At 70.1% G+C, this 23,744-nt stretch carries 20 protein-coding genes and 1 pseudogene; 7 read left to right on the forward strand and 14 right to left on the reverse strand.

Translation table 11 applies throughout. The features are described from left to right. Positions 1-101 precede the first annotated feature (101 nt). Positions 102-461, forward strand: coding sequence for a VOC family protein (locus tag IE325_RS43715; protein WP_190075780.1), 360 nt, complete (start codon positions 102-104; stop codon positions 459-461). A 7-nt stretch (positions 462-468) separates the two neighbouring features. Here the strand turns inward: IE325_RS43715 and IE325_RS43720 are convergent, their stop codons facing one another. Both IE325_RS43720 and IE325_RS43725 read right to left on the reverse strand, forming a co-directional pair. Then, on the reverse strand, positions 469-1,398 hold the full coding sequence (locus tag IE325_RS43720; RefSeq protein ID WP_190075781.1) for a carbohydrate kinase family protein: 930 nt from the start codon (positions 1,396-1,398) through the stop codon (positions 469-471). Further along, positions 1,395-2,072 carry a class II aldolase/adducin family protein gene (locus IE325_RS43725; RefSeq protein ID WP_190075782.1) on the reverse strand — a complete coding sequence of 226 codons (678 nt, stop codon included), beginning with the start codon at positions 2,070-2,072 and terminating at the stop codon, positions 1,395-1,397. The genes IE325_RS43720 and IE325_RS43725 overlap by 4 nt, the downstream gene beginning before the upstream one ends. Positions 2,073-2,129: 57 nt before the next feature. On the opposite strand from IE325_RS43725, the gene IE325_RS43730 reads away from it, so the two are divergent. Continuing rightward, positions 2,130-2,780, forward strand: a complete 651-nt coding sequence (locus tag IE325_RS43730) for a TetR/AcrR family transcriptional regulator (protein ID WP_190075783.1) — start codon at positions 2,130-2,132, stop codon at positions 2,778-2,780. A 38-nt stretch (positions 2,781-2,818) separates the two neighbouring features. Next, the gene (locus IE325_RS43735; RefSeq protein ID WP_190075784.1) at positions 2,819-3,493 is read left to right on the forward strand and encodes a hypothetical protein; all 675 of its coding nucleotides are present in this window, start codon (positions 2,819-2,821) and stop codon (positions 3,491-3,493) included. 20 nt (positions 3,494-3,513) lie between these two features. Here IE325_RS43735 and afsR read toward each other — a convergent pair whose 3' ends face one another. The 3 genes from afsR to IE325_RS43750 all read right to left on the reverse strand — a co-directional run bounded on the left by afsR (position 3,514) and on the right by IE325_RS43750 (position 8,530). After that, positions 3,514-6,486 carry an SARP-family global regulator AfsR gene (gene afsR, locus IE325_RS43740; RefSeq protein ID WP_190075811.1) on the reverse strand — a complete coding sequence of 991 codons (2,973 nt, stop codon included), beginning with the start codon at positions 6,484-6,486 and terminating at the stop codon, positions 3,514-3,516. A gap of 929 nt (positions 6,487-7,415) precedes the next feature. Then, complete coding sequence (locus IE325_RS43745) at positions 7,416-8,222, reverse strand: trypsin-like peptidase domain-containing protein (RefSeq protein WP_190075785.1); 807 nt, start codon at positions 8,220-8,222, stop codon at positions 7,416-7,418. Further along, positions 8,219-8,530 carry a CU044_2847 family protein gene (locus tag IE325_RS43750; RefSeq protein WP_190075786.1) on the reverse strand — a complete coding sequence of 104 codons (312 nt, stop codon included), beginning with the start codon at positions 8,528-8,530 and terminating at the stop codon, positions 8,219-8,221. Before IE325_RS43750 ends, IE325_RS43745 begins: the two co-directional genes overlap by 4 nt. A 168-nt stretch (positions 8,531-8,698) precedes the next feature. Between IE325_RS43750 and IE325_RS43755 the strand changes: the two genes are divergently transcribed. Beyond that, positions 8,699-9,460: a YqjF family protein gene (locus tag IE325_RS43755; protein WP_190075787.1), complete on the forward strand. Its 762-nt coding sequence runs from the start codon at positions 8,699-8,701 to the stop codon at positions 9,458-9,460. A 111-nt stretch (positions 9,461-9,571) separates the two neighbouring features. Beyond that, positions 9,572-10,321 (forward strand): SDR family NAD(P)-dependent oxidoreductase, encoded by a 750-nt coding sequence (locus tag IE325_RS43760; protein ID WP_190075788.1) that lies wholly within the window; start codon positions 9,572-9,574, stop codon positions 10,319-10,321. 100 nt (positions 10,322-10,421) lie between these two features. Here IE325_RS43760 and IE325_RS43765 read toward each other — a convergent pair whose 3' ends face one another. From IE325_RS43765 to IE325_RS43780, 4 genes are all read right to left on the reverse strand, one after another. Beyond that, positions 10,422-12,422: a DUF1996 domain-containing protein gene (locus IE325_RS43765; RefSeq protein ID WP_190075789.1), complete on the reverse strand. Its 2,001-nt coding sequence runs from the start codon at positions 12,420-12,422 to the stop codon at positions 10,422-10,424. A gap of 220 nt (positions 12,423-12,642) precedes the next feature. Further along, positions 12,643-13,095, reverse strand: a complete 453-nt coding sequence (locus IE325_RS43770; protein WP_190075790.1) for a flavodoxin family protein — start codon at positions 13,093-13,095, stop codon at positions 12,643-12,645. A 64-nt stretch (positions 13,096-13,159) separates the two neighbouring features. Further along, positions 13,160-14,041 (reverse strand): YegS/Rv2252/BmrU family lipid kinase, encoded by an 882-nt coding sequence (locus IE325_RS43775; protein WP_190075791.1) that lies wholly within the window; start codon positions 14,039-14,041, stop codon positions 13,160-13,162. A 54-nt stretch (positions 14,042-14,095) separates the two neighbouring features. Continuing rightward, complete coding sequence (locus tag IE325_RS43780; RefSeq protein WP_190075792.1) at positions 14,096-15,685, reverse strand: FAD-binding oxidoreductase; 1,590 nt, start codon at positions 15,683-15,685, stop codon at positions 14,096-14,098. 73 nt (positions 15,686-15,758) lie between these two features. Between IE325_RS43780 and IE325_RS43785 the strand changes: the two genes are divergently transcribed. Beyond that, positions 15,759-16,358, forward strand: a complete 600-nt coding sequence (locus IE325_RS43785) for a TetR/AcrR family transcriptional regulator (protein ID WP_190075793.1) — start codon at positions 15,759-15,761, stop codon at positions 16,356-16,358. After that, positions 16,355-17,941 (forward strand): glycerol-3-phosphate dehydrogenase/oxidase, encoded by a 1,587-nt coding sequence (locus IE325_RS43790; protein ID WP_190075794.1) that lies wholly within the window; start codon positions 16,355-16,357, stop codon positions 17,939-17,941. The genes IE325_RS43785 and IE325_RS43790 overlap by 4 nt, the downstream gene beginning before the upstream one ends. Here IE325_RS43790 and IE325_RS43795 read toward each other — a convergent pair. The 5 genes and pseudogenes from IE325_RS43795 to IE325_RS43815 form a co-directional block, all read right to left on the reverse strand. Next, positions 17,912-18,442, reverse strand: a pseudogene (locus IE325_RS43795) (transposase family protein); the annotation flags it as partial. The gene IE325_RS43790 and the pseudogene IE325_RS43795 overlap by 30 nt on opposite strands. 1,570 nt (positions 18,443-20,012) lie before the next feature. Then, positions 20,013-20,414 carry a GNAT family N-acetyltransferase gene (locus IE325_RS43800; RefSeq protein ID WP_190075795.1) on the reverse strand — a complete coding sequence of 134 codons (402 nt, stop codon included), beginning with the start codon at positions 20,412-20,414 and terminating at the stop codon, positions 20,013-20,015. 1,404 nt (positions 20,415-21,818) lie between these two features. Then, the gene (locus IE325_RS43805) at positions 21,819-22,409 is read right to left on the reverse strand and encodes a TerD family protein (RefSeq protein WP_350897169.1); all 591 of its coding nucleotides are present in this window, start codon (positions 22,407-22,409) and stop codon (positions 21,819-21,821) included. Between the two features lie 332 nt (positions 22,410-22,741). After that, positions 22,742-23,026, reverse strand: a complete 285-nt coding sequence (locus IE325_RS43810; protein ID WP_229912502.1) for an STAS domain-containing protein — start codon at positions 23,024-23,026, stop codon at positions 22,742-22,744. 301 nt (positions 23,027-23,327) lie between these two features. Beyond that, positions 23,328-23,552 (reverse strand): hypothetical protein, encoded by a 225-nt coding sequence (locus tag IE325_RS43815; RefSeq protein WP_190075797.1) that lies wholly within the window; start codon positions 23,550-23,552, stop codon positions 23,328-23,330. Between the last annotated feature and the right edge of the window lie 192 nt (positions 23,553-23,744).

A 23,744-nucleotide genomic window follows, 5' to 3' on the forward strand; every position in this document is an offset into this window, starting at 1 on the left:
GCGCGGCGAGGGGTGCTCGACGAGCGGGCGCCGGTCCACGCCCGCGGGGTGGCCGGAGCGTAGCGTCGGGGCGTGGCAGACCGGCACGGAAAGGAATCCCGATGGAGCCCACCGGTATCACGCCCAACCTCCACGTCCCCGACATCACCGCCGCCCGCGACTTCTACACCGGCTACCTCGGCCTGAGCGTCGAGGACTTCGACATGGGCTGGGTCGCCCGCTACCGGTCACCCGACGGGCGGGCGCAGATCCAGCTCGTGACCCGTGACGCGACCGCGCCCGAACTCGCCGCCGTATCCGTCCGTGTCGGCGCGGGCGTCGACGAGGCCTACGCCGAGGCGCTGCGGCGCGGATACGAGATCGTGCACCCGCTCACCAAGGAGCCCTGGGGTCTGCGCAGGTTCCTCGTGCGGGCGCCCGATGGCAATGTCCTCAATATCGTCAGCCATCAGGACGACTGACCGCACGTCAGGTGCGCGGCTTGTGCTCCTGTGCGAACGCGTCGGCGGCGGCGAGGTCGAAGTCCCCGTGGTCGCTGCCGAGCCCCTGCGCCACCAGGGCCGCCGCGGCGCAGCCGAGGACGGCGGCGTCATACGGTGTGCGGCCCAGGCCCATGCCGCGCACGAAGCCTGCCGAGAACGCGTCGCCGCAGCCGGTGGTGTCCACGACGTCGATCGCGAATGCGGGCACCTGCTCGGTGCCGTCCGGGGTCACCAGCAGTGCGCCGTCGCCGCCCCGGGTGACCGCCACGAGCCCGGCTCCGGCGGCAAGGAGCTTCCGCGTACCCGCGTCCAGGTCCTGCTCGCCGGTGAAGCCGAGGACCTGGTCCTCGTTGGGCAGCATGTGGTCGACGTACGGCAGCGCGGCCTCGATCTGCTCGAAGCTGCCGAGCACTCCGGGGGCCAGAAGGTCCACCGAGGTCGTCACGCCGTGTTCCTTGGCGTGGGCCAGGATGCGCGTGGCGGTGTCGACGCCGATGAGTTCGGGGCCGCCGAGGTGGAGGTGGTCGGCGTCGGCGATGGCGTCCCAGGGCACGTCGTCGGGGCCGTAGGTGATGTTGGCGCCGAGGAGGTGCAGGGAGGGGCGGTCGCCGTTGGGGCGGATGGGCAGGACGCTCGCGGAGGTGGCGATGTCGGTGCGGCGGACGAGGTGGCGGGTGTCGATGCCGGCGGCGCCGAGGAGCTGGACCAGCATGTCCCCGGTGGGGTCCGACCCGATCGCTCCGGCGCTCCGCACCGTGGCGCCCAGTTTGGCGAGGGTGAGCGCGGTGCCGCCGGCCGTCCCGGCGGCGGTCATCCTGATGTCCTCAACCAGTGTGGCGCCCTGGCCCTCGGGTATGGCCTCGACCGGCCGCACCAGCACGTCCAGTACATGCACGCCCAGCGTGACGACCTTCATCGGTTTCCCTCCTGTACGGGGTGGGTGGAGCCGTAGTTCCGGGCGAGCGCGGCCTCGATGACCGCGAGTTGCTGCCGCTCGTCGAGGACGCGGGGCGTGCCGAGGGCGGCCGCGTGCTGGTAGACACCGCACGCCCACTCCAGCAGCAGCGCGTGCTCGACGGCCTTGTGCAGGGTCGGGGCGTGGGTGAGCGCGCCATGGCTGGCCATCAGGGCGGCACTGCGTCCGTCCAGTGCGGTCAGGACCGACTCGGCGAGTTCGGGGGTGCCGAAGGTGGCGTAGGGGGCGACGCGGATCGAGCCGCCGAGGGTCAGCAACTGGTAGTGGATGCAGGGCAGTTCGTCGAGTACGCAGGACAGTGCGGTCGCCATCGGCGCGTGGGTGTGGACGACCGCGCCGGTGCCGTAGCGGCGGTAGACGCCCAGGTGGAGGTCGAGTTCGGAGGTGGGTTCGAGTGTCCCGGCGACGACGGTTCCGTCGAGGTCGACCACGGTCACCTGGTCCGCGGTGAGTTCGGCGAGCACCGCGCCGGTCGCCGTGATCGCGACCCGGTCGTCCAGCCGTGTGCTGACGTTGCCTGCCGTGCCGATGAGCAGGCCCTCCGCCCCCAGCCGACGGCATGCCTCGGCCACGGCGGCGCGTTCCTGACCCAGCACCGAGCTTGAGCCTGTCATGTGCGCGACGCTAGCCTAAACATGAAACAAAGTCACGTTCAGATTCGGAGGCCGCACATGGGTGATCCCACCCCGGATCCCGGCGGCACCTGGCAGGTCCCGCTGCGCCGTACTCCGCAGCAGGCGCGCAGCAGAGCGAGGCTGGCCAGGGTCCTTCAGGCCGCGGAGCGTGTCCTGATCCGTGAAGGGGTGCAGGCGCTGACGACGACCCGTATCGCGGCCGAGGCCAAGGTCTCGGTCGGTTCGCTGTACCAGTACCTGCCCGACCGGGACGCCGTCATCGACGCCCTCGCGGCCGGCTACTTCGCCCGACTCGAAGGCGTCATGGACGACCTGGTGCGCGCGGCCACGGCCGAGCGGTGGGAGGACCCGGTCGGCGTCCTCATCGACGCGTACGCCGCGATCTACCGCACCGAACACGGCTTCAGGGCCCTGTGGTTCGGCAGCACCCTGACGGAGCAGACCCGCGCGGCGGACCGTGAGCACAAGCGCCGTATGGCCGAGGGCATCCGGCGCGTCCTGCTGGCCCTCGGCCTGGTCCACGACGACGAGTCACTCGCCCGCGCCTGCCATGCGGCGGTCCTCGCCGCCGACGCCCTCGCCCAGGAGGCGTTCCGCCGCGACCCCGAGGGCGATCCGGGTCTCCTCGACGAGGCGAAGCTGATGCTGCGCGGCTACCTCATGTCCATTGCCGAACGCCGTCGTTGAGTGCCGGTGTTCCCACTGACGTGGGGGACAATTGCGATGTGCCCCTCACCAGATCACTCGCGACCGCTGATGAAATACGTGTCTATCTCGTCGACCGGCTGAACCTCGCGCTGCGCCGTCCTGGGATGTTCGGGAAGGAGACGGCGCTGCGGATGTTGATGGACCATCTGCTGTTCTTGGAGAAAGAGCCGGAGGCATGGACCGAGCAGCAGCGAATCTGGAATGACCGCGGGGCTTGGACCAGTACCGGTGTGGCGGGCGCGTTCCGGGACCTGGTCCCAGGCCATTACGACGACCATTGCACGGCCTCGGTCTACGCCGAATTCGCCCACCGTCGCGACTGGCTCGTACCCGACCGTGTTCTTGATGCGGGCGAGTTCCACGCGCTGCGGAACAGCGCACGCCAGTGGGCGGGTGTGGACCGTGTGTGGCCGGACGTCACGGCTGAATTCGGCGCCCCGTCCCTGCTGATTGGCGGCACCAATCCCTACTACGGCAAGACACTCGGCTTCCTTAGTGAAGACCCGGAGGATCCGATCGTGTTCTTCCACCTGTGGAACGGCAGTGCTCCGGACGATGAGGCACGGTGGCCCGAGCTTGAGGAACCCCTTCTGCTTGCCGTGCGCTTCGGGAACGGGAACTTCCGTGAGACCGTCACCTTCACTCCCGAGGGGCGGCGCAGACGCCCGGAAGCCGACGCACCCTGTCGCTGACATCCGGCCAGGGGCCCGCTTCAGGCCGTCCGGATCCTCGATTCGATGAGCGCACGAAGGGCGGCGGCTTCCTTGCTCCCGGTCAGCTCGTACAGGTTGAGTGCCTCGCGCCAGCATGCCTTTGCCCGGTCGGCTTGACCGAGTTCCGCGAGCGCCTTTCCCAGGATGGTCAGAACGTTGCCTCGCATCGGGTCACCGCCGATGGAGCCGAGTACGAGGGCCTGTTCGGCATGCTGGGCTGCTTGCGCGGGCCGGTGCGCGGCGAGGTGGGTCTCGGCAATCCGGAAGTGCGTGGTTCCCTGCCAGAGCCGTTGTCGGTGGTCGCCGAAGATTTCCAAGGCGTCGTGGAACTGTTCCAGCGCCTCGAAATACTGGCCGTCTTTGGTGAGGGCGATGCCCACGACATAGTGGCCGTTGGCCAGGCGCACCGTCCGGCCGAATTCGGCGTGTACGGCGAGGCTGCGCTTCGCGATGTCGACGGCTTGGGTGATATCGCCCAACCCCAGATGGGTTTGTGAGAGGTTGCCGAGGCCGACCGCTTCGACGGGACGATTGCCGAGTGCACGGAACCCACTGATGGCCTGGTCGAAGAAGACCTTGGCCTCCGCGTACCGGCCTTGCCGCAGACGGATGAGGCCTCGGGTGTTCGCCACCCAGCTGACGGCGGTGTCAGCCGACGCGGAAGCGACGAGTTCGGCGGCGAGCCGTGCCTGATACTCCGCCCCCTCGATGTCGCCGGAGTCGAGGAGCACATCCGCCAGGATCGTGCGTGCCCTGCCCTCCGATCGGCGGTCACCCCGGCTGTGGGCGGCGTCACACATGGCCCTTGTGGTCGTTTCGTACTGGTGGGAGTTGGCCCCGGATTCGCTGAGGTCCTTGGCCGCCCAGAGCAGATCCACCGCCCTGCGCAGCCGGTCCGTGCCGGCCGCCTGCCGTACGCAGGCCAGCAGGCAGGCTCCCTCGGAGTACAGCCAGTCCAGGGCTGCGGACTCTCCTGCGAAACTCAGCCCGGGGCAGCCGGTCGGCTCCAGGTCGTCCACGAGCCGATCCCCGGGCCGCTCGAGCGCGTACACAGCGGCAGCGGTGGCCAGGTAGAAGTCCAGCAGCCGCGACAGTGCCGCGTCCCGCTCACCCGGCGGCTGTTCGTCCCGCTCCGCACAAGCGCGCGCGTAGAGCCGCACCAGATCGTGGTACCGATACCGCCCCGGCGCCGCCGACTCAAGCAGCGACGTGTCGACGAGCGACTCCAGCAGATCCTCCGTCTCGTCCACCGGCAGATCCAGCAGTGCGGCGGCCGCGGCCAGCGAGACGTCCGGTCCGTCGGCGAGCCCCAACAGTCGGAAGGCGCGGGCCTGGCCCGAGTCCAGAGCGCCATAGCCCAGCTCATAGGTGGCCTTCACGGCGAGGTCCCCGGCCTGGAGTTCGTCCAGCCGCCGCCGCTCGTCCGCGAGCTTCGCCGCCAGTACCGACACCGTCCAGGTGCGGCGGGCCGCGAGGCGGGACGCGGCGATGCGGATGGCCAGCGGCAGGAAGCCGCACGCCGCGACCACGTCCAGGGCGGCCTCCCGCTCGGACGCCACCCGCTCCTCGCCCACGATCTTCGTGAACAGCGACAGCGCCTCGTCGGGGGACATCACATCCAGGTCCACCAGATGGGCCCCGGCGAGATCCACCATCCGCACCCGGGACGTCACCAGCGCCGCACAGCCCTCCATGCCCGGCAGCAACGGCCGTACCTGCGCCGCGTCCTTGGCATTGTCCAGGAGGACCAGGACCCGCCGCCCGTCGAGGATCGAGCGGTACAGCGCGGTGCGCTCCTCCAGCGAGTCGGGGATCGCCGAGTCCGCCGTCCCCAGGGCGCGCAGGAACGAGCCCAGCACCGTCTCCGGCTCCGCCGCGCGCAGGCCCGCGCCTTGCAGGTCGACGTAGAGCTGCCCGTCGGGGAAAGCCGAGCGCGCCTGGTGGGCGACATGAACCGCGAGCGTCGTCTTGCCCACCCCGCCGATGCCCGCCAGCGCCGATACCGCCATCACCCGACCCTCGCCCTCGGCTGCGGCGAGGACCTCGCTGAGCTCCGAGACGAAGGAGGCACGGCCCGTGAAGTCCGGGACGGTGGCGGGGAGTTGGGAGGGACGCACCGGGTGCTGGGGCGGCTCGGCCACCGGCGAGGAGGGCTCCGCGAGACCGGGGTCGGCCTGGAGGATCCGCTGCTGGAGCTCACGCAGGTCCGGACTCGGGTCCAAGCCCAGTTCGTCGGCGAGCAGGCGCCGCGTGTCGGCGTACACGGCCAGCGCTTCCGCCTGCCGCCCGCTGCGGTACAGGGCGAGCATCAGCAGCTCTCGCAGCCGCTCGCGCAGCGGATGCTCGGCCGTCAGGGCCGTCAGCTCCGAGACCGCCTCCGCGTGGCAGCCCTGCTCAAGGTCCATGTCGAGCCGGGATTCCAGGAGTTGGAGCCGCCACTCCCCCAGACGGTCCCGTTGGGCCTCCCCGTACGGCCCGGGAATGCCGGCCAGCGTCTCGCCGCCCCACAGCCCCAGGGCCTTGTCCAGCAGTTGCCGCGCATGGGTCAGATCGCCGGACCTCCTCGCCCTCTCTGCTTCCGCCTCCAGGTTCTGCGCTACGGCGAGGTCCAGTGCGTCGTCGGCCAGCCCCCGCACCGCATAGCCGCCGGACTCGCTCACCAGCACGCCGGGGCTCAGCACCCGGCGCAGCCGGGAGGCATACGTCCGCACTGCGGCCAGCGCCTGCTCGGGCGGCTCCTCGCCCCACAGGGCGTCGATGAGCTCCGCCGCGGTCGCCGTACGGCCCTCGCGCAGCAGCAGGGCCACGAGCAAAGCGCGCTGCTGGGGGGAGCCGGTCGGGAGCTGCTCCTCGCCCCGCCACGCGCGCACCGGACCGAGCACACTGAACCGCAAGGGCACAGCCTCTGGTTCGGCCGAACTCCGACTGGCGCCCGGTCGTCTCTGCTCCGGGGTCCGGGGCCCTTGCTCCAGCCTCACGACCTGCCGTGTCGCCTCGGGACGTAGGCCCGGAGCAGCGTCCACGGCCGGCGCTTCGTCGAGACCGCGCTCATCGCGCAGGGCCCACGCGGGGAACTCCATGCTGGCGAGGCTCATCAGAGATGCGCGGGACAGAGGGTGACGCGGCCCGAGCGTCACGGTCGCCTTCTGCGCGGCGATCGCCAGCACCTCGGCGGCCCGCTTCCACTGCTCGCGGTCACCGGCCGCGAGGGCCGAGGTCAACTTGGCCAAGGCCAACGTGATCAGCGCTGAGAGCGACAGCGGATGGTCACTCCCGAGAAGCCGCACCAATTGCCGTGCCGTTTGCGCGATGGTGTCGATGCGCTGATCTGCTGCGACGTGGCGCTCCTGCTGGCGGGCGGTCCCTGCCAGCACCGAGTGGGCAAGCAGCTGGATTTCCAGTCGCCCGCGGCGGGATTCCATACGGGTGCTGAGGTTCAACGCCTCTTCGGCCGCCTTTGCGGCTCCGGCGACATCGCCCAGACGTAGCCTGATCGCTGCCAGATTGGCCCGACTTCGCACGACGCCTTCGCCCTGGTCGTGTTGTCCCTCCAGAGCGATGACCGGAGACAGAACAGTGACTGCGGCAGGAATCAGGTCGCGGTCGGCGAAGGTGACCGCCAACTCGTTTCTGATGTCGGCCGGCAGTGAGAGAGCATCGGGGTCCGAGTGGAGGAGCGAGTTCACATGCTCCCGAAGAGCTGTCGTCTCCTTGCCCAGGCCGAGCTCATCGAGCAAGGAGGTCAGATAGCCAAGGTCCGTGCCCAGAGTCGGATGCCGGAGCACATGAGGGTCGTTGCACAGTTCGGCTGCTGCCCTTGCAGCGCTCACGCGATCCGCGTCATTGCCGTTGCTGCCGAGGGCGCGTTCGGCGTTGGCGATGGCCTGCTGCCAGAGGTCTGTCACTTTCCCTCACCGCGCAGTTGCCGTTCCAGGACCGTTTTCGCGATCGTGAAGTTGAGTTCGGCCACTTGTGACGGGTCGAGATAGCCACGCTGGGTCCACTCTCGGATGCGCTCGAACCACGACTCGGCTTCGGCGACGGCTGCGGTTTCGGTCAGCTCTTCACTTTTCTCGGCGCCCTCCGGGTGGAGCACATCGATGAGATGCTCCACATGGAATTGGTCGAAGCGGCGCAAGGCCTCACCGATGGTGGCGGCGAACAGGACGTTGGCGGCGCGGCCAGTGTCCTTGCGATGGGGTACTTGTTCCAGAAGGATGCCCACGACAACGGGGTCGCGCTTTTCCGGAACGCCGGTGACCACCGGCCCGCCGGAATAACCTGAGTAGTCCCCCGTGTGTTGGTCCACCGTCAGTTGCAGCGCCTCGATGACCGCACCCCCCTCGCAGGAATAGTCCGCCGTGCCGTCGTCCACCTTCCCTCCGAGTGCCGCTTCGGTCGCTTCGGGGCGATAGGGGGAGTGCCAGTCGTCGCCGCGTTGAGCGATGCCGGCGCGGGGGATCGCCAGCCGCACTTCATAGTCGGAGGCGATCATGATGAGAGCCAGGTCGGCGTCCACATCGCGGCGACAGATCTGACCTGCGAGTCGGCTGCCGTCCGTCAGGACCACGTCCACGCGCTCGTCCGACGAGGTGAGGCCGCCTAGACAGTGGAGTGCGGTCACCACAAAACGGCGCGTCAGGAAGAAGCCGCCACCGAGACGCTGTTCGGACCTGAAGAGCTCGACCCAGTAGCCCGTGGTGGTCATGGTGTCTCCGGGGCCCGCTCCACGGTGAGAGTGACCTCGAACGACGCCTCGGCCGACGCCTTGGACAGGATGACCCCCGCCTCCGCCGCCAGTGTCAGCCCGAAGGTGACGGCCATGCTGGAGACCTGCCAGCCGTTGCGGTCAGGCACCTGGGCCAGGGACTGCTGTGCGATGTCCGAGGCCTGGACGATGGCCTCCTCCAGCTCCGCGGCTCGATCACCGAGTGCGGCACTGGTCCGCGTACGGCTGGAGATCTGGCGACTGCCCGTCGAGTCCAGCGCCACGGTCTCGACCCGAACTTCAGCCATACATCCCCCTGTTGGTGAGGCGCGGGTCGCACGAAGTACCAGCTCTCAGGGAAGCGTAGCCAGCGCAATCTTGGTCCGCGACCGGTTCGACGCGCAAGATCCGGCCGAGCGGGCTGACGCGCGGGCCCCCGGAGCCGCCGCGGATCACTGCTCTGCCATCCTGACGTCGTGCCGAATCCCACTCCCGTCACCCCGGACGCGCCCACCCGGATACCGACCCCGCTCCTCACCCAGGAGTGGCTCGACCTCGCCTTCATCCACTGGGCCGTCGAACCGGACGTCGTGGCAGGGCTGTTGCCGAGGGGGACCGTCCCGGACACGCATGACGGGATGACGTACGTCGGCCTGGTCGCCTTCCGGATGCATCGGGTGGGCTGGCTGCGGCTGCCCGGGGTGCCGTATCTGGGGACGTTCCCCGAGACCAATGTGCGGCTGTACTCCGTGGACGAGCACGGGCGGCGCGGTGTCGTGTTCCGGTCGATGGACGCCGCGCGGTTGATCCCGGTGGTGATGGGGCGCCTCGGGTTCCGGCTGCCGTACCTGTGGTCGCGGATGAGTGTCCGCGCGGCCGGTGACACCGTGACCTACGCCAGTTCGCGTCGGTGGCCCGGTCCGCGCGGTGCGTCCAGCCTGATCACCGTACGCACCGGTGAGCGCATCGAGCAGCCCACCGAGCTGGAGCATTTCCTCACCGCCCGCTGGGGCATGCACAACGCCTTCTTCGGCGGGGCGCAGTCGACGGCATATCTGCCCAACCACCACCCTCGGTGGCCGCTGTACCGTGCCGAGCTGCTCACCTGCGAGGAGAACCTCGTCACCGCGGCCGGGCTGCCCGCCCCGGGCACGGACCCCGTCAGCGTCCTGTACTCCCCCGGCGTCCCGGTCCGGCTCGGCCGTCCGGCGCGTCCGGCGGGCATTCCCACGCCTTGATCGGCGTGCGCGTGTCGAATTCCCGGGCTCGGTGCCGACGTATCGGATGAGACGGCTGGGGCCGCACCACGCGGTCGGCCAGTCGGCAGCCGGTCGGAACGGAGATCGAACATGTTGCTCAAGGACAAGGTCACGGTGGTCTACGGCGCGGGTGGCGCCATCGGCGGTGCGGCGGCCCGCGCCTTCGCCCGCGAGGGGGCGCGGGTCTTCCTCGCCGGGCGCGGCGCGGCCCCGCTGGACAGGCTCGCCGAGGATATTCGTGCCGCGGGCGGCGAGGCGGAGACCTCCGTGGTCGACGCACGGGAGGAAGCGGCTGTGGACGCCTTCGTCGACGGTGTCGCCGCCCGGGCGGGGCGGGTCGACGTCTCGTTCAACGCCATCGGTTACGGGGATGTCCAGAAACCGCTGATGGAGATCTCGGAGGAGGATTTCCTGCAGCCCATCGTGACCGCGATGCGCTCGCAGTTCCTGACGACCCGGGCGGCGGCCCGGCACATGATCGCCCGTGGTTCGGGGGTGATCCTCGCCTTCGGTGGCGGTGGCCCGCAGACGCTGCCCGGCCTCGGCGGTTTCAAGGTCGCGCTGGACGCGCTGGAGGGGTTGCGCCGCCAGTGGGCGATCGAGCTGGGCCCGCACGGCATCCGGGTCGTGACCCTGAAGTCCGGCGGTGTGCCGGAATCGCTGCCGTCCGGGTTCCCCGGTGCGGAGGCCATCGCCGACAGCCTGGTCGGCGCTACGCAGCTCGGCCGGGCCGCGACCCTCGCGGACGTCGGCGACGTGGCCGCCTTCGTCGCCTCCGACCGGGCCCGCACGCTCACCGCGACGGATGTGAACATCTCCTGCGGCGCGATCGTGGACTGAGCCGCGGCGGCTCCTCGGCAGGGGTTCGGTGGACGTGCGAGGGCCCGGACCGGGAAGTCCGGTCCGGGCCCTTGCGCGACGTCAGCGCCTCAGGCGCCGTTCATCGGCGGGCGCTGCGCCTGCCGCGGATCAGCAGCAGGAGGCCGCCCATGAGGAGGACGGCGCCGGCCATGGCCGGCCACAGGGTGGTACCCGTCTCGGCCAGGTTGCCGCCCTGGGCCTGCGGCTTCGTCCCCAGGCTGTCCTCGGTGTCGTCGCCGACACCGGCGGGCTGGGTCTGCTGGGCGTTGCCCGACGTGTTCGCGTCGTCGTCGCCGGAGCCGCCCTGTGCCTGACCGTTGTCGGCGTCGGCCGACGGGGTGCCGTACGACTTGGGCGCCACCGTGCTCGACACGGTGGGCTTGTCGTCGTCAGCCGGGTCGGTGGCGGGTGCCTCGTCACCGGGCTCGTCGTTCGCGGGGGCCTCGGTGGCCGGGTCCTCGGTGGCCGGGTCCTCGGTCGCGGGAGCCTCGGTCGCCGGGTCGTCGTTGGCCGGCGGGTCCGTCTGCTCGTCGCCTCCGTTGCCCGGTTCCGGCTTGTCGTCACCGGCCGGCGGGGTGGTGGGCGCCTCCGTCGGCTCCTCGGTCGGCTCCTCCTGGCCCGGGTCGCCGCCCTGGTCGGCACCCGCGCCGCACTTGCGGCCGTCGTTGATGCAGTCGACCATCTCGCCCATCAGGTCCTCGCTGAAGACGTTGATGAAGTCGCCGTGGTCGGTGACCGGCTTGTGCAGCTGCTCCGGGAAGGAGTCCACCGCGAACAGCGGGGTCGTCTTGCCGCCGTCCTGGAGGCTCGGCGCGTCGACGTCGTACACGATCCGCTGCACCAGCTGCGGAATGGCCTTGAAGCCGTTGGCGCAGCTGCCGTCCGCCGCGGCGAACGCCACGTGGGCGCGGTGGTTGGCGCTGTCGATGTTCGTACCGTCCCAGCAGCTCTGGAACTTGAAGGTGCGCACCACGTCGCTGCCCTGCGGGCACAGCGGGTACTTGTCCTTCAGCTGCCGGTCCTCGAAGCCGGTGCAGCTCCAGGAGGCGTTGGCGTTGGCGGTGCCGTTGATGAACGCCTTGGCGTCACCGGTGATGATGCGCAGCAGCCGCGGCATCTCGGTGACCTTGCTCTTTGGGTTGCCGACGAAGTTCAGGGTCACTTCCTTGGGAGTGACGATCTTGCCGGCGTTGCCCTCGACGCCGCCGCCGGGCTTGTTGGCGTCCTGTTCCTGCGTTCCGTTCTGGAGACGGATCACCGGCCAGTAGTACGTGGACTTGTCGCCCTGGTTCACACAGCTCGTCTCGGCGTTCGCCAGGTCCTCGTCGCTCGCGAAGGCGTCGTTGGACTGGTTGCCGATGTAGTCGTGGAAGTGGTGGGCGCCGTTGGAGACGCCGGGGGCCACGATGACGTTGTCCGAGTTGAACAGGCCGTTCTCGTTGACGCCGCAGCTGGTGGCGAAGGTGCCGCGGGAGGCGTCCGAGGACTGGGCGGGCTGCTGGACGTTGGGCTGTACGGACTTGATGTCCTGGTAGTCCGCCGCGACGGGGCCGTTGCCGGCCTGGCCGCCGTTGCCGTTCTGGCCGCCGTTGTCCTGCTGCTGGCCGTCATTGTCCTGCTGTTGGCCGCCCTGGTCGGCGCCGTTCTGGGCGTCGCCGCCGTCGGCCTGGTCACCGGTGTCGGCCTCGGGGGCGCGCAGGGTGCAGGTGGCGAGGGCGTCCAGGCCCTCGGGCCGGTCTCCCACGCGGTCCACGGCGATGGCGATCCGCTCGATCGTCGCGCCGCGCTTCTCCTTCAGCGGATTCATGATCGCGTTGTCGGCGAAGCCGGCGTCCTGCTGGATCGCCTGTGCCGATTCAAGCAGCCGCTGGTAGGCGTCGGCGATCTGCTGGTCCAGGAGGGCGAGTTCCTTCGCGACGTCCTCCTTGGCCCCGTCCGGCACATCCGTCAGCTTGTCGCCGACGTCCGGGCAGTCGATGGTGCCGGCCGGGGAGGACAGCGTCTCGGCGGAGCCCGCTCCGCCGTCCTCGGTCGCCGAGGCGTAGACGTTGGCGCCGACAAGGCCGCCGCCGCCCAACATGAGCGCGACCGCTGCAAAGGTCGCGCGCCGTGCGCCCGTTGGGCGTCTTCGCGTGCTGCGTGCCAAGGAAGTACTCCTACGCCTCGTGGTCGGTCAGGGCATGAAAATCCCCCGGTCTCATACGGAGGCCGACCCCGTGGTGTTCAACCGCCTCGGAAATTCACAGAACTTTCTTATGAGCTCAGGCGCTGTCGTATGAGCGGGGCGCCGAAGTCCCTGTTCAGTCCATGAGTCCGGCGGCGAGTGTCGCCCCCAGTTCCCAGCACGCCTCGATGTCGGACTTGCCGGGCTCGCCCGTCACGGTCACGGGCTGCGCGGCGCGGCGCCAGGCGAGGCCGGTCGTGATGGAGTCGATCGCCCGCACGGCGCCGGTCACGTCGCTGCCGCCGTGCACGTAGTAGCCGAAGGGCCGGCCCTGGGTGTCGTCCAGGCACGGGTAGTAGATCTGGTCGAGGAAATGCTTCAGGGCGCCCGAGATGTAGCCGAGGTTCGCCGGGGTGCCCAGGAGGTAGGCGTCGGCGTTCAGCACATCGGTCGCCGTGGCGGACAGCGCGGCCCGCCGTACGACCTCGACGTTCTCGATCTCGGGCGCGGTCGCGCCGGAGACGACGGCTTCCAGCATCGCCTGGCAGTTGGGCGAGGGGGTGTGATGAACGATCAGCAAGGTAGGCACACCCGAACCCTGCCGCCGCGCCACGGATCGACGCAACCTCGACCCACCCCCGACGCCCGGCGGCTCAGCACAGCACGCGCAGCGCCCCCGGCAGCACCCTCACCGTGACCGGAAGGGTCGCCTCGACCTCGCCGTCGGCGCCGTAGGGCACCTCGCGGTCGGCGGTGATGCGGATCTCCTTGCCGCGCAGGATCCGTACCTGGGGGCGGCGGACATGGGCGCCGGTCTTGAGCTCGTTCATCAGGGTGAAGAACAGCCGGCGCGGCGCCTCGCGGATCATCACCACTTCCAGCAGGCCGTCGTCCACGCGGGCGTCCGGCGCGATGATCCGGCCCGAGCCGTAGTAGCCGGAGTTGGCGGCGACGACCGTGTAGCCGGTGTGGAGGTGTTCCTGGCCGTCGACGGTGACCCGGTAGCGCGCGGCGCGCCAAGTCGTGACGGCGCGCAGGCCGCCGGCGTAGTACGACGCGGCGCCGCGCAGCAGGGTGGCGTTGTTGGCGTGCCGGTTGGCCAGCGCGTCGACTCCGGCGTACACGCTGCCGAGGACCACTGTGCGGTGGTGGACGGCCGACTCGACCTCGATGGTGTCGACCTTGCGGGGCTCGTGGTGGAGCAACACTTCGGCGAGTGCGGTGGGTTCGGTCGGCAGGTCGAGCGCGCGGGCGAAGTCGTTGCCGCGGCCGGCCGGGACCAGGCCCAGCGTGACGTCGGTGCCGCTGAGGGCGCCGCCGATGCCGCCGGCCATGCCGTCGCCGCCGACGGCGAGCACCACGCGGCCGCGCTCTCCGGCGTCCCGCGCCAGTTCCTGGGCGTGGGCGAGGCTGCGGCTGTACTGGGTCTCCAGGTCGGCCCCGGCCTCCCGCAGCGGCCGGGCCACCTCAAGGAGCGCGGCGGCCGCGGCGGATCCGCCCGCCGTGGGGTTGACGATGGCGGTGAACTGTCTCATCGGGGTGCCTTTCGGGGGCCGACGGGAGGGCGCTACCAGCGAAGCGGGGGCGGGTCAGTCGAGGGGCAGCAGGACGCCCGGGTTGAGCACCCCCGCCGGGTCCAGTCGGCGCTTGACGGCGCGCAGTGCCTCGATGCCAAGGGGCCCGGCCTCGCGGACGTACCAGTCCCGGTGATCGGTGCCCACGCCGTGGTGGTGGGAGATCGTGCCGCCCGCGGCGAGGATCGCCTCGTTGGCGGCGTGCTTGGCCTTCTCCCAGTGTGCGACCGCGTCGTCGCCCTGGGCGGAGACGACGGTGAAGTACAGGGAGGCGCCGTTCTCGTAGACGTGGGAGATGTGGCACATGACCAGGGGCGGGGTGCCGGATCCGGTGAGGGTGCTGGTGAGGGCGTCGCGGACGGCGGCGTACAGCTCGGGGATCCGTGCCCAGAAGGTCGCCGTCTCCAGCGTCTCGGCGAAGGCGCCGGCGTCGAGGAGGGAGTCCCGGAGGTAGGGGGCGGAGTAGCGGCCGTGCGCCCAGCGTCCGCCGGGTTCGTCGCCCAGCGGGGTGCCGCCGCATTCGCGCAGGACGGCCGCGGCCTTCTCCCTGCGGTACGAGGTGTCCTCGTCCGTGCCTTCGTAGCCGGCGATCGCCATGCAGCCCGCGGGCTCCAGACCTGCGCCGATGGCGTCGGGCTGGGCCAGGCCGATCAGCGTCTCGGTCTCGTCGGACAGCCGCAGCACCGTCGGACGGGGGCCGTCCTGGGCGAGGCGGCGCAGCGCGGCGGCCCCCGCCTCGAAGGACTCGAAGCGCCAGCCCTCGTACATACGCCGGAGAGGGACGGGCCGGATCCGGACGGTCACGGATGTGATGACGCCGAACGCGCCCTCCGAGCCGAGCAGGAGCTGGCGCAGGTCGGGGCCGGCCGCCGAGCGCGGCGCGCGGCCGGTGTCGATGGTGCCCTCGGGGGTGGCGAGGGTGAGGCCCAGGACCATCTCGTCGAAGCGGCCGTAGCCCGCGGACGCCTGGCCGCTGGAGCGGGCGGCGGCGAATCCGCCGATGGTCGCCCACTCGAAGGACTGGGGGAAGTGGCCGAGGGTGAAGCCCTGTTCGGCGAGGAGCGCCTCGGCCTGCGGGCCGCGCAGTCCGGGCTGGAGCGTGGCGGTGCGGGAGACCGGGTCGAGGGCGAGGAGCTGGTCCATGCGGCGCAGGTCGAGGGCGACGAAGGCGCCGCGCCGGGCGGGCGCGAGGCCGCCGACGACGGACGTACCGCCGCCGAACGGGACCACGGGCAGGGCGTGTTCGGCGCAGGCGCGCAGCACGGCGAGTACGTCGTCGTGGGTGGCGGGGAGGACGACGGCCGCGGGGATGTCGTCCACCTCACCGTCGCGGATCCGCAGCAGGTCGGGGGTGGACTTGCCGCGAGTGTGCCGGATGCGGGTCTGCGCGTCGGTGCGGAGGTGCTCCGCGCCGCCGACCGCGTCCACCAGGGCCTGGAGTGCGGCGGGTTCGAGCCCCGGCTCGGGCACGGCTATGTCCTCCAGGGCGACCGGTCCCGCGGTGCGCGGCTTGACTCCGAGCAGATCGCGCAGCAGGCCGATCACGCTCTCGGGCAGCGGTGCCGCCTTGGCGGGGTCGCCCCAGCCGCTCCACAGCATGTCCATGGATCTCGTCCTCACCGGTCGATTCGAGCGATGCCGTGTTCCCGTCGGCCCCGCAGGCGTTACACTGTGACACATGACGCCTATTCGTCACAACCACTCGGACGGCGACGCGGTACTGGACGCGGTGCGCGACTGTGTCCTGGCCGTCGGGGTCCGCCGTACGACACTCACCGACGTGGCCCGCCGCGCGGGTGTCTCCCGGATGACGCTGTACCGGCGCTGGCCCGATGTGCGCTCCCTGGTCGGGGACCTGATGACCCGGGAGTGGGTCGCGGTCGCCACTGGGGCGATGCCCGAGCGTCGCCCAGGGACGGACACGCGCGGCCTGATCGTCGAGGGTCTGGTGGCCGGGGTGGCGGCATTCCGTGCCCACCCGCTCTTCCAGAAGATCGTGGACGTCGATCCGGAACTGCTCCTCCCTTACGTCCTCGACCGCCGCGGCGCGAGCCAGCAGGCTCTCCTCGTGCTGCTCGCGGACGCCCTGCGGGAAGGCCACGCCGACGGATCCGTACGCGACGGCCATGTCGAACGGCAGGCGCGGGCCCTGCTGCTGATCGTGCAGTCCTTCACGCTCTCCCTGCGCACGATGACCGACGAGGACGACACCGACCTGAGCAGCGAGGCCTTCCTCGCGGAACTGCGCAGCATCCTGGAGAGGACCCTCACGCCATGACCTCCCCCACCGCCCTGCCCGGGTCCTCGCTGTCCGCCGCCCGACGCTCGCGCGAACTGGCCGGGACCGTCGGCGGTCCGGCCGTGGACGTCCTGGTCGTCGGTCTTGGCGCGACGGGTGCCGGGGCCGCGCTGGACGCCGCCGCCCGGGGTCTGACGGTGGCCGCTGTCGACGCCCATGACCTGGCCTTCGGCACCTCGCGCTTCAGCAGCAAGCTCATCCACGGCGGGCTGCGTTATCTGGCCTCGGCGCAGCTCGACGTGGCGCACGAGTCCGCGGTCGAGCGCGGCGTGCTGATGGAGCGGACGGCACCGCATCTGGTGCGGGCGCAGCCGTTCGTGCTGCCGTTGACGCCGCTGGTCTCCCGCGCCCAGTCCACCCTGGCCTGGGCGGGTTTCCGGGCCGGTGACGCCCTGCGTCTGGCGGCCCGCACGGCCCGCGCCACGCTGCCGGCCCCGCGCCGCCTCTCCACGGTCGAGACCCGGCATCTCGCCCCCGCCCTGCGCGCCCAGGGCCTGCGCGGCGGCCTGCTGTCCTGGGACGGCCGGCTCACCGACGACGCCCGTCTGGTGACGGCCCTCGCCCGCACCGCCGCCGACCGGGGCGCCCGGATCCTCACCCGGGTCAGGGCCCTGGAGCTCACCGCGTCCGGCGCCCGGATACGGGACGAACTCACCGGCGAGGAGGGCGAGATCAGGGCCCGCGCCGTCATCAACGCGTCCGGCGTCTGGGCCGGCGGCCTGGTCGACGGCATCCGGATCCGCCCCTCACGCGGCACCCACCTGGTCCTGCGCTCCGAGCACCTCGGCCCGCTGCCCGCGGGCCTGCACGTCCCGGTCCCCGGCGAGACCAACCGCTTCGTCCTTGTCCTCCCCCAGGGCGACGGCCGGGTCTACGTCGGCCTCACCGACGAGCCGGTCGAGGGCGACATCCCCGACGTCCCCGAGGTGCCCGAGACCGACATCGGCTTCCTGCTCGACGTCCTCGGTTCGGTGCTGGACGTCCCGGTCGGACGTGAGGACGTCGTCGGCGCGTTCGCGGGCCTACGTCCGCTGCTGGACACCACGCCGACGGCGAGCTCGGGCGGGGCGCCACGGACCTCCGACATCTCCCGTCGGCACGCAGTCCTCACCTCCTCGGAGGGCGTGATCACGGTGGTCGGCGGCAAGCTCACCACCTACCGGCGGATGGCAGAGGACGCCGTGGACGCCGCCGTCGCTGCTCACCGACTCCCGGCCGGCCCCTCCCCCACCGCCTCCCTCCCCCTCGTCGGCGCCGCGTCGCCCGAGGCCCTCGGAGCCGTCCGGGCACCACGCCGCCTCGTCCAGCGGTACGGCACGGAGGCAGCGGCCGTGCAGGAGCTCGCCGCGCACGATCCCCGGTTGGGTGAACCCGTGCTGCCGGGCCATCCCGTCACTGGCGCCGAACTGCTGTGGGCCGTACGGCACGAGGGCGCGCTGGACGAGTCCGACGTGCTTGACCGGCGCACGCGCATCGGGCTTGTGCCGGCGGACCGGGGGGCGGCGCTGGAGGCCGTACGCGGGGTATTCCGGCAGCACCTTTCCGACCTCCGCTTTTGCTAGCCGTATCGTTCCGGACAGCGCCCAGGCCCTTGCAGTCGTTGCGGTTGCCGGGCAGAGGTCGGCCAGCGGCGACGACCAGCCGTGTATCAGCGTCGATGACGCTCTGGTGATTGGTGAGTACCGATAGTTCTTCGGCTGCTCGGCCACCGTATGGTCTCGTGTAGGCACCAAGGTGCCGTCCACGATGAGCACGGCGTCCTTGCGGAACCGTCGGCGCGGCCGCAGAGCGAGCAGCGGCCCAAGGCGGTTGATAAGGCGGTCGGCCGCGGAATTCGAGATGCCGAACAGCGGAGCAAGCCGGCGCACCGTCAAGTTGGTGCGCCAGTAGGCCGTGACCAGCAGGACACGGTCCTCCAGGGGCAGACTCCACGGCCGACGTCGGCGGACCAAGTCCGCGCCCTCCCGGCGCAGGGCGCTCACGAGCTTGGCGAAGCAGCGCGAGCTCAGCACGGTGAACGGGCCTGTCCAGGACGGCTGCGGCGCCGTGATCACACCAGCCACGTGGTGATCATTTCACCAATACATCGATGCCAGGGCTGGGCTCCTCACCCAGCTTCCCGGCCGCCGGCCAGACGTCGATGCCACCAGAGGTCAGAACGCCACTGCCGATGAGCGGCGAACGGATCCGGCAGCGTGCGCGCCAGGTACCTGGCGTCCAACACCCTGACTTGCTGTTCCAACTCGGAGCGGGGCCGGGTCGGCAATTGCCGCAAGACCTCATCAAGCACGTCGCGGGCGTGCCGCACGTCATCGAAGGAACAACCGCGGCACGAACACTCCGAATCCTGCGGATAGAGCGGCCGACGTCCCGGTGCTTGCAGAAAGGCTCGATACCGTCGTAGCGCGCGGTCGGTAGCGCCGGGGTAGACGTAGTAGTCGCCCGAGAATCTCTCAACTCGATCTACCGCGACGCTGGTCCGGGCAGAGAGGCCGTGGATGCGGCGTGGAGGCAAGCTCCACGCGACACGAGGAGACTGTTCAGCGCGCAGCGCGCCGGGCCGTCTACGCGGCATCGGCCTTTCGGTACGTGGTCATGAGCATCATCATGCCAGATACCCATGGTCCGATGACGGCCAGGACACCGCATCCGATCTCGGTCCACCACCCCAGCGCTCAACTCCGTAGGCACGGGGCACGGAGTAGCCGGACTGTCCTTAGGGAGAGCTTATGGACCACCACGGCTATTTGGTCACCCACCACAGCGTCCGCCACTACATCAGATATGCGCGATCTCGAACGGCCTCAGCTCGAGCAGACTCGTTGGCATCCAACATAGTAGGCCGAGGTCAGCGGGCTGTACACGTCTGACCTCGCTGCCCAAGGACACGAACTTGTGTCCTGTGACAGTGAATGCTGAGCACACACCATTGAACCTTCAGCCGCGCCCGTCCGCCTCACGCGACCTTCCGCAAGATGATCCCTCGGATGGTTTCCTCGAACGCACAGATAAGAGGTTGCGCAGGTAGGCGGTGTGGATGATGCGGGCGGTCTCCACCGGGCCGTCGCACAGCGTCGGGTGCTGAGTGGTCGCATCGCCGAGGAAGTCGGTGAGCGGAGCACGTGAAGAAGCGGCCGTGAAATCCGTTGGGCACGCGTTCGACCCGGACCTACCATCGCGCGCATGACGACTCATCACGAGATACTCGTGCGGGCGATCTGGCCGTACAGCCTCCGATTGCCAAGCACGGTACGGGACTTGGTGGAGTCGTAGCCGGCATCCAGGTGCACGGTGTGTGCTGGTGAAGGTCACCGAAGGCTTTCGCCAGTGTGGCCACGGCCTGGTCCTGCTTGGCCTCTCGACGGGCCTGGCGGGCATCTTCCAACGCCTTGTTCTGTGCCTGGCGGGTGCCGCCGTACGTAGCCGCCGCGCCGACCAAGGCGCCGACGAGCCCCGAAACGGGAGAGATCCAATCCACAGCCTCAGCCCTTCTTGGTCTGCTTGTAGAAGAAGAATGCGGGCTGTTCGGCGGTCGGGAGCACCCACGACCGGCCCAGCAGATCGGGCAGCGGCTGGCCGTCCGGGAGAACGGTGAAGCCATGCCGGGTGTAGAACTCGCGGAGCCGCGCGGTTTCAAGATCGCGGGTGACGTTGCCGAACCAGATTCGTACACCCCGCTCCCTCAGCCGGCCCTATTGCACGGACCAGCGCGCTCCCGATACCCCGTCCCCGGAAGGCCGGAGCCACGGCCATGAGGTCCAGCTCGCTGTGCCGGTGCATGACAGGCGCGTACTCCGGCCGTCGCATCATCGTCATGCCGACAGCAACCTGTGACCGGCAGGTCAGTGCGGCGCCCGCAAGTTGGCCGGTCTCAATGTCGTGGTGATGCAGCACCAGCGGCGCGTACAGGTGATCGTCTTTCACGGCCGGGATGGCGTTGGGCGCGATGCCCCGGATGGTCCTGCTGAACAGCTCCTGCACCTCGGCCCTTTGGGCGTCGGTGTTGGCCTCTGATATCGCCACATCCGTGCTCATGCTGCACAACAGTAGGGCACCCTCGGCCCCTCCCCGGCCCGGCCCGGCCCGGCCAGCAATCGAGGCGCCCAGGCGCAGCTCTACGTGTGCGCTGCTGCGCCTTCGGCCGTGTCCCTTCACTGGCGGAGCACCGGGCCAGGGCGCGGTAAAACGTGGGCGGGGGTGCTGGCCGGCGCGCTTCCCGGTGGGGATGATCAGCTTGCGGCGGATGTCGTCCAATAGAACGTGCCGCGCGTACAGATCCCGGGCCATGGCCACCAGGCCGGCGTCCAGGGCCTCCGGTCGCCGGCCGTGCTCCGACTGAGCCCCTGCGAGAACGAGCTCGGAAACCGGCTGCCCCTCACCCCGTAGGCCAATAGGGTGCGGCAATAGCTACCAGCGAGGAGCATGACGCGGTACGTGGCGCAGCCCGAGGTGGCATCACGGAGTGGGCAAGAGTTCAGAACTCGCAGCGTCGATTGCACCGGGCTCGAAGGGCCGCACGCCGGACCGTCACGCACCCAGTAGTAGGCGGGACCAGCGGGACCATTCCCGCAAAACACCGGAAGATTTACTGACGGCCGGTCAGGGCATCACGTAAGAGCAGGTCAGAGGCACAGCAGACACGCCCTCGCCAGGCGCCTTCTAAGCGCTTGGCCGCAGGTTCGAGTCCTGCCGGGGGCACTCACAAGATCACCATTAGCCATTTTTGTTGCAACTTAGCCTGCGGTGATGTGCGACTCAGTGACCGCAGGGCGCACTATGTTCGTCACGCGCCCCCTGGAAGCTCCGGCAGGGACGTCACTCTCCGTCGCCACCTTCATGATCGTGTGACTTCCGTCGCCGGGCAAGCTCGGCCAGGGCACGGCTGATCGCCCGGCGCTGACGTTGTTTCAGAGCTGCGCCGTCGGGCCCAGTCAATGAGGACGTACTCGATCCCGACCGCGAGTTCCGGACCGGGCTTCCAGCCATGGGGCGCTGCCGGCCCGCCTGGGTTCGCCATGTGCACCAAAATCTCGTCCCGGGGTGGACAATCCGGCCCCTCCGGCGAAGTCCTGTCGGGCGTCAAGATGCAGGTATCGTTGGGAAGTTGGGCAGGCACCCGCAGGCGATCGGCATCCCCGATCTTTGAGAGGTCCCGCTCGTCCTCCTTGTCGGGCCGCAGCCGAGCCAGTGCGTCGAGGGCGTCGACGTTCATGCACAGCCGCTCCGGCGAGGAGGCGTCGAGGGTGGAAGCCGCGGTGAATCCGGGCAATCGTATGCCCTCGGATGGGCCCAGGAGGGTGCCGCGGTCATGCGACCGGCCCTGGTCCACGGCTTTGTTCTGGTGGGCGCGAGCGTCGCCGATCCGAAGGGCAGCGTCGTGGCGGGGAGTTCCGTAGGAAACAGCCGTGCCTGCCGGTCGCGCCCCGGCATGTGGCGCGGTCAGGACGGGGGGACGCTGCCCATCTCCGCCATGAAGGCGACCGGGCCGCTGTCGTAGCCGCGGACCATCTTGTGCAGCTGCCACTGCCCGGAGCCGTTCCGGACGAACTCCGCGATCGTCGCAGCCGTCGATCCGGCGACCTGTGTGAAGTCGTCCTTGAGCAGTTCCGAGTACTTCTCGACGACGAGCACGCCGGCGTTGCGCAGGTCGCCGAAGATGCGCCGGCCGCCGTCCTGGTGGATGGCCACGCCGACCACCACCCTGCCGTAGGTGGGGGCCATCCGGTCGAACTCCAGGACCATCGTCTCAACGAAGCCGAAGCCCTGCCCGGTCTGGCTGTGCCGGGGCATGGTGATGGTGCCGTCCGGGGAGCGGCTGTCGTAGTGGACGACGTACTCGGGCCGGCCGTGGGGGTCGGACTCGGAGTACGTCGCGGCGATGATGTCGAGGTGACGCGGCGCCTCCCCCAACGGGCTGGGGTCCCACTTGAGTTTCACCTCGATCTTCCCGAGCCCCTTGCTGACGCTACTCACCGGACGTCTCCTCCCCGCATCGGGCCATCGCGGAGCCGATCCGGCCCTCGCCACCATCAAGTATGGCCTGTGACCAGCTCTTTGATGCTTCGATAACTGCGTGGGTGCCGATCAGGTAACACGGGATGATGAATCGCCCGTGTCGATCGGGGAGGGGAAGGAGCACCTGTTTGTACCCGCTCGGATGAGGCTGGTTGAACTGGCGTGGACCGCGTCTGCCTGGAGCTGTCCGTCGGATGCTCGCGAGAGGTGTCACTGGGAGGGCTGGTGGGCGCCGCCAGCGTGGAAGCGGGTGATCAGGGACGGATCAGACCGCGAAGACCCAGGCCGGCGTCGGGGCGGCGATGACGACGGTGCCGAGGACGTCGTGCGGGTAACGATCGCCGGCGTCACCCTTCAGGTGCGGCGCCTTCGCAAACGTCGAGGACACCGACCAGACCCAGCCGGTCGAGGGTGCCGCGGGCCTGGGCGCCGGCGTGGGTGACGATCATCCTCGTGCCGCCCACCCGCGCCGCCCGGAGCACGGTGAGGAGAGCCCGTCCGCCGCCGCTACCGAGGTAGGTGACACGCTGGAGATCGATCTCCACGACACGCGGATGCGAACGGAGGGCATTCCTCAGATCGTCGCCAATGCGTGCGGCATTGTGCGCCGTGATCTCACCGGAGAGCCGCACGACGCCATACCGGGTCAGGGGGCCAGGCCGTCCAGAGCGCCGAGCCAGAACCCGGCACCGTCATGCCAGCGGGCCACCACGGCGATGGCCATGGTCAACCGCGCCAGGGCAACAATCTGTCCGGCGGCCGGGGGCGCATCCCGCCGGCTTCCCCGAGCCTGTCCGGTCGCCCCCATGGGTCACTCCCCCATGGCGCGCCGGTCCACCGAGGCTTCGCCGGCCCGCTCGGAGGCGTATCAGGGCGGTATCAGGGCGGCTCACGTCCGGCGTAGCAGCACGGCAAGGGCACCGCGGCCGCTTCTCACAATGCCTTGCCCTGCCTGACGTCGGCGTAGCAGGCGCAAGCGCCTTCGTGCGGGTCGAGGTGGGCGAGGTGGTCCCGGCAGCCGCAGACCGGCTCCGACTCCCGGACAGCCACGCGGCGGCTCTCGCCAAGCTCGTCGACCAGCTTCGTCACCGGGCCGGAGGCGTCGGCTGCGACGTATCCGCCCGCAGCGATCACAACCACGGTCTCCAATCCCGCCATCGGTCCTTGTTCCCGTCCCCGTTGGCCGCTGCGAGATCATTCTTCATCCGGACAGGCCCACAGTCCGAGGCGATCGCCAGTTAGTCCCTTGGCATGACACGCCATCGGAAAGACGACGGCGCGCCAAGCCCACGGGGATCCGTGCCGCCCTCACCTCGAGGATGCATCGTCCGACGCGGGCCGGTCGGGTGC

Origin of the sequence: Streptomyces lanatus, assembly GCF_014655715.1 — a bacterium.
In the GTDB taxonomy this organism is placed as follows: domain Bacteria; phylum Actinomycetota; class Actinomycetes; order Streptomycetales; family Streptomycetaceae; genus Streptomyces; species Streptomyces lanatus.

What these genes read in the sequence shown, in the direction of transcription:
- IE325_RS43715 (WP_190075780.1), top strand. Translation starts at nt 102, where the DNA reads ATGGAGCCCACCGGTATCACGCCCAACCTCCACGTCCCCGACATCACC.
- IE325_RS43720 (WP_190075781.1), bottom strand. Translation starts at nt 1,398, where the DNA reads ATGAAGGTCGTCACGCTGGGCGTGCATGTACTGGACGTGCTGGTGCGG.
- IE325_RS43725 (WP_190075782.1), bottom strand. Translation starts at nt 2,072, where the DNA reads ATGACAGGCTCAAGCTCGGTGCTGGGTCAGGAACGCGCCGCCGTGGCC.
- IE325_RS43730 (WP_190075783.1), top strand. Translation starts at nt 2,130, where the DNA reads ATGGGTGATCCCACCCCGGATCCCGGCGGCACCTGGCAGGTCCCGCTG.
- IE325_RS43745 (WP_190075785.1), bottom strand. Translation starts at nt 8,222, where the DNA reads ATGACCACCACGGGCTACTGGGTCGAGCTCTTCAGGTCCGAACAGCGT.
- IE325_RS43750 (WP_190075786.1), bottom strand. Translation starts at nt 8,530, where the DNA reads ATGGCTGAAGTTCGGGTCGAGACCGTGGCGCTGGACTCGACGGGCAGT.
- IE325_RS43760 (WP_190075788.1), top strand. Translation starts at nt 9,572, where the DNA reads ATGTTGCTCAAGGACAAGGTCACGGTGGTCTACGGCGCGGGTGGCGCC.
- IE325_RS43765 (WP_190075789.1), bottom strand. Translation starts at nt 12,422, where the DNA reads ATGTTGGGCGGCGGCGGCCTTGTCGGCGCCAACGTCTACGCCTCGGCG.
- IE325_RS43775 (WP_190075791.1), bottom strand. Translation starts at nt 14,041, where the DNA reads ATGAGACAGTTCACCGCCATCGTCAACCCCACGGCGGGCGGATCCGCC.
- IE325_RS43780 (WP_190075792.1), bottom strand. Translation starts at nt 15,685, where the DNA reads ATGGACATGCTGTGGAGCGGCTGGGGCGACCCCGCCAAGGCGGCACCG.
- IE325_RS43785 (WP_190075793.1), top strand. Translation starts at nt 15,759, where the DNA reads ATGACGCCTATTCGTCACAACCACTCGGACGGCGACGCGGTACTGGAC.
- IE325_RS43790 (WP_190075794.1), top strand. Translation starts at nt 16,355, where the DNA reads ATGACCTCCCCCACCGCCCTGCCCGGGTCCTCGCTGTCCGCCGCCCGA.
- IE325_RS43800 (WP_190075795.1), bottom strand. Translation starts at nt 20,414, where the DNA reads ATGAGCACGGATGTGGCGATATCAGAGGCCAACACCGACGCCCAAAGG.
- IE325_RS43805 (WP_350897169.1), bottom strand. Translation starts at nt 22,409, where the DNA reads ATGGTGGCGAGGGCCGGATCGGCTCCGCGATGGCCCGATGCGGGGAGG.
- IE325_RS43815 (WP_190075797.1), bottom strand. Translation starts at nt 23,552, where the DNA reads ATGGCGGGATTGGAGACCGTGGTTGTGATCGCTGCGGGCGGATACGTC.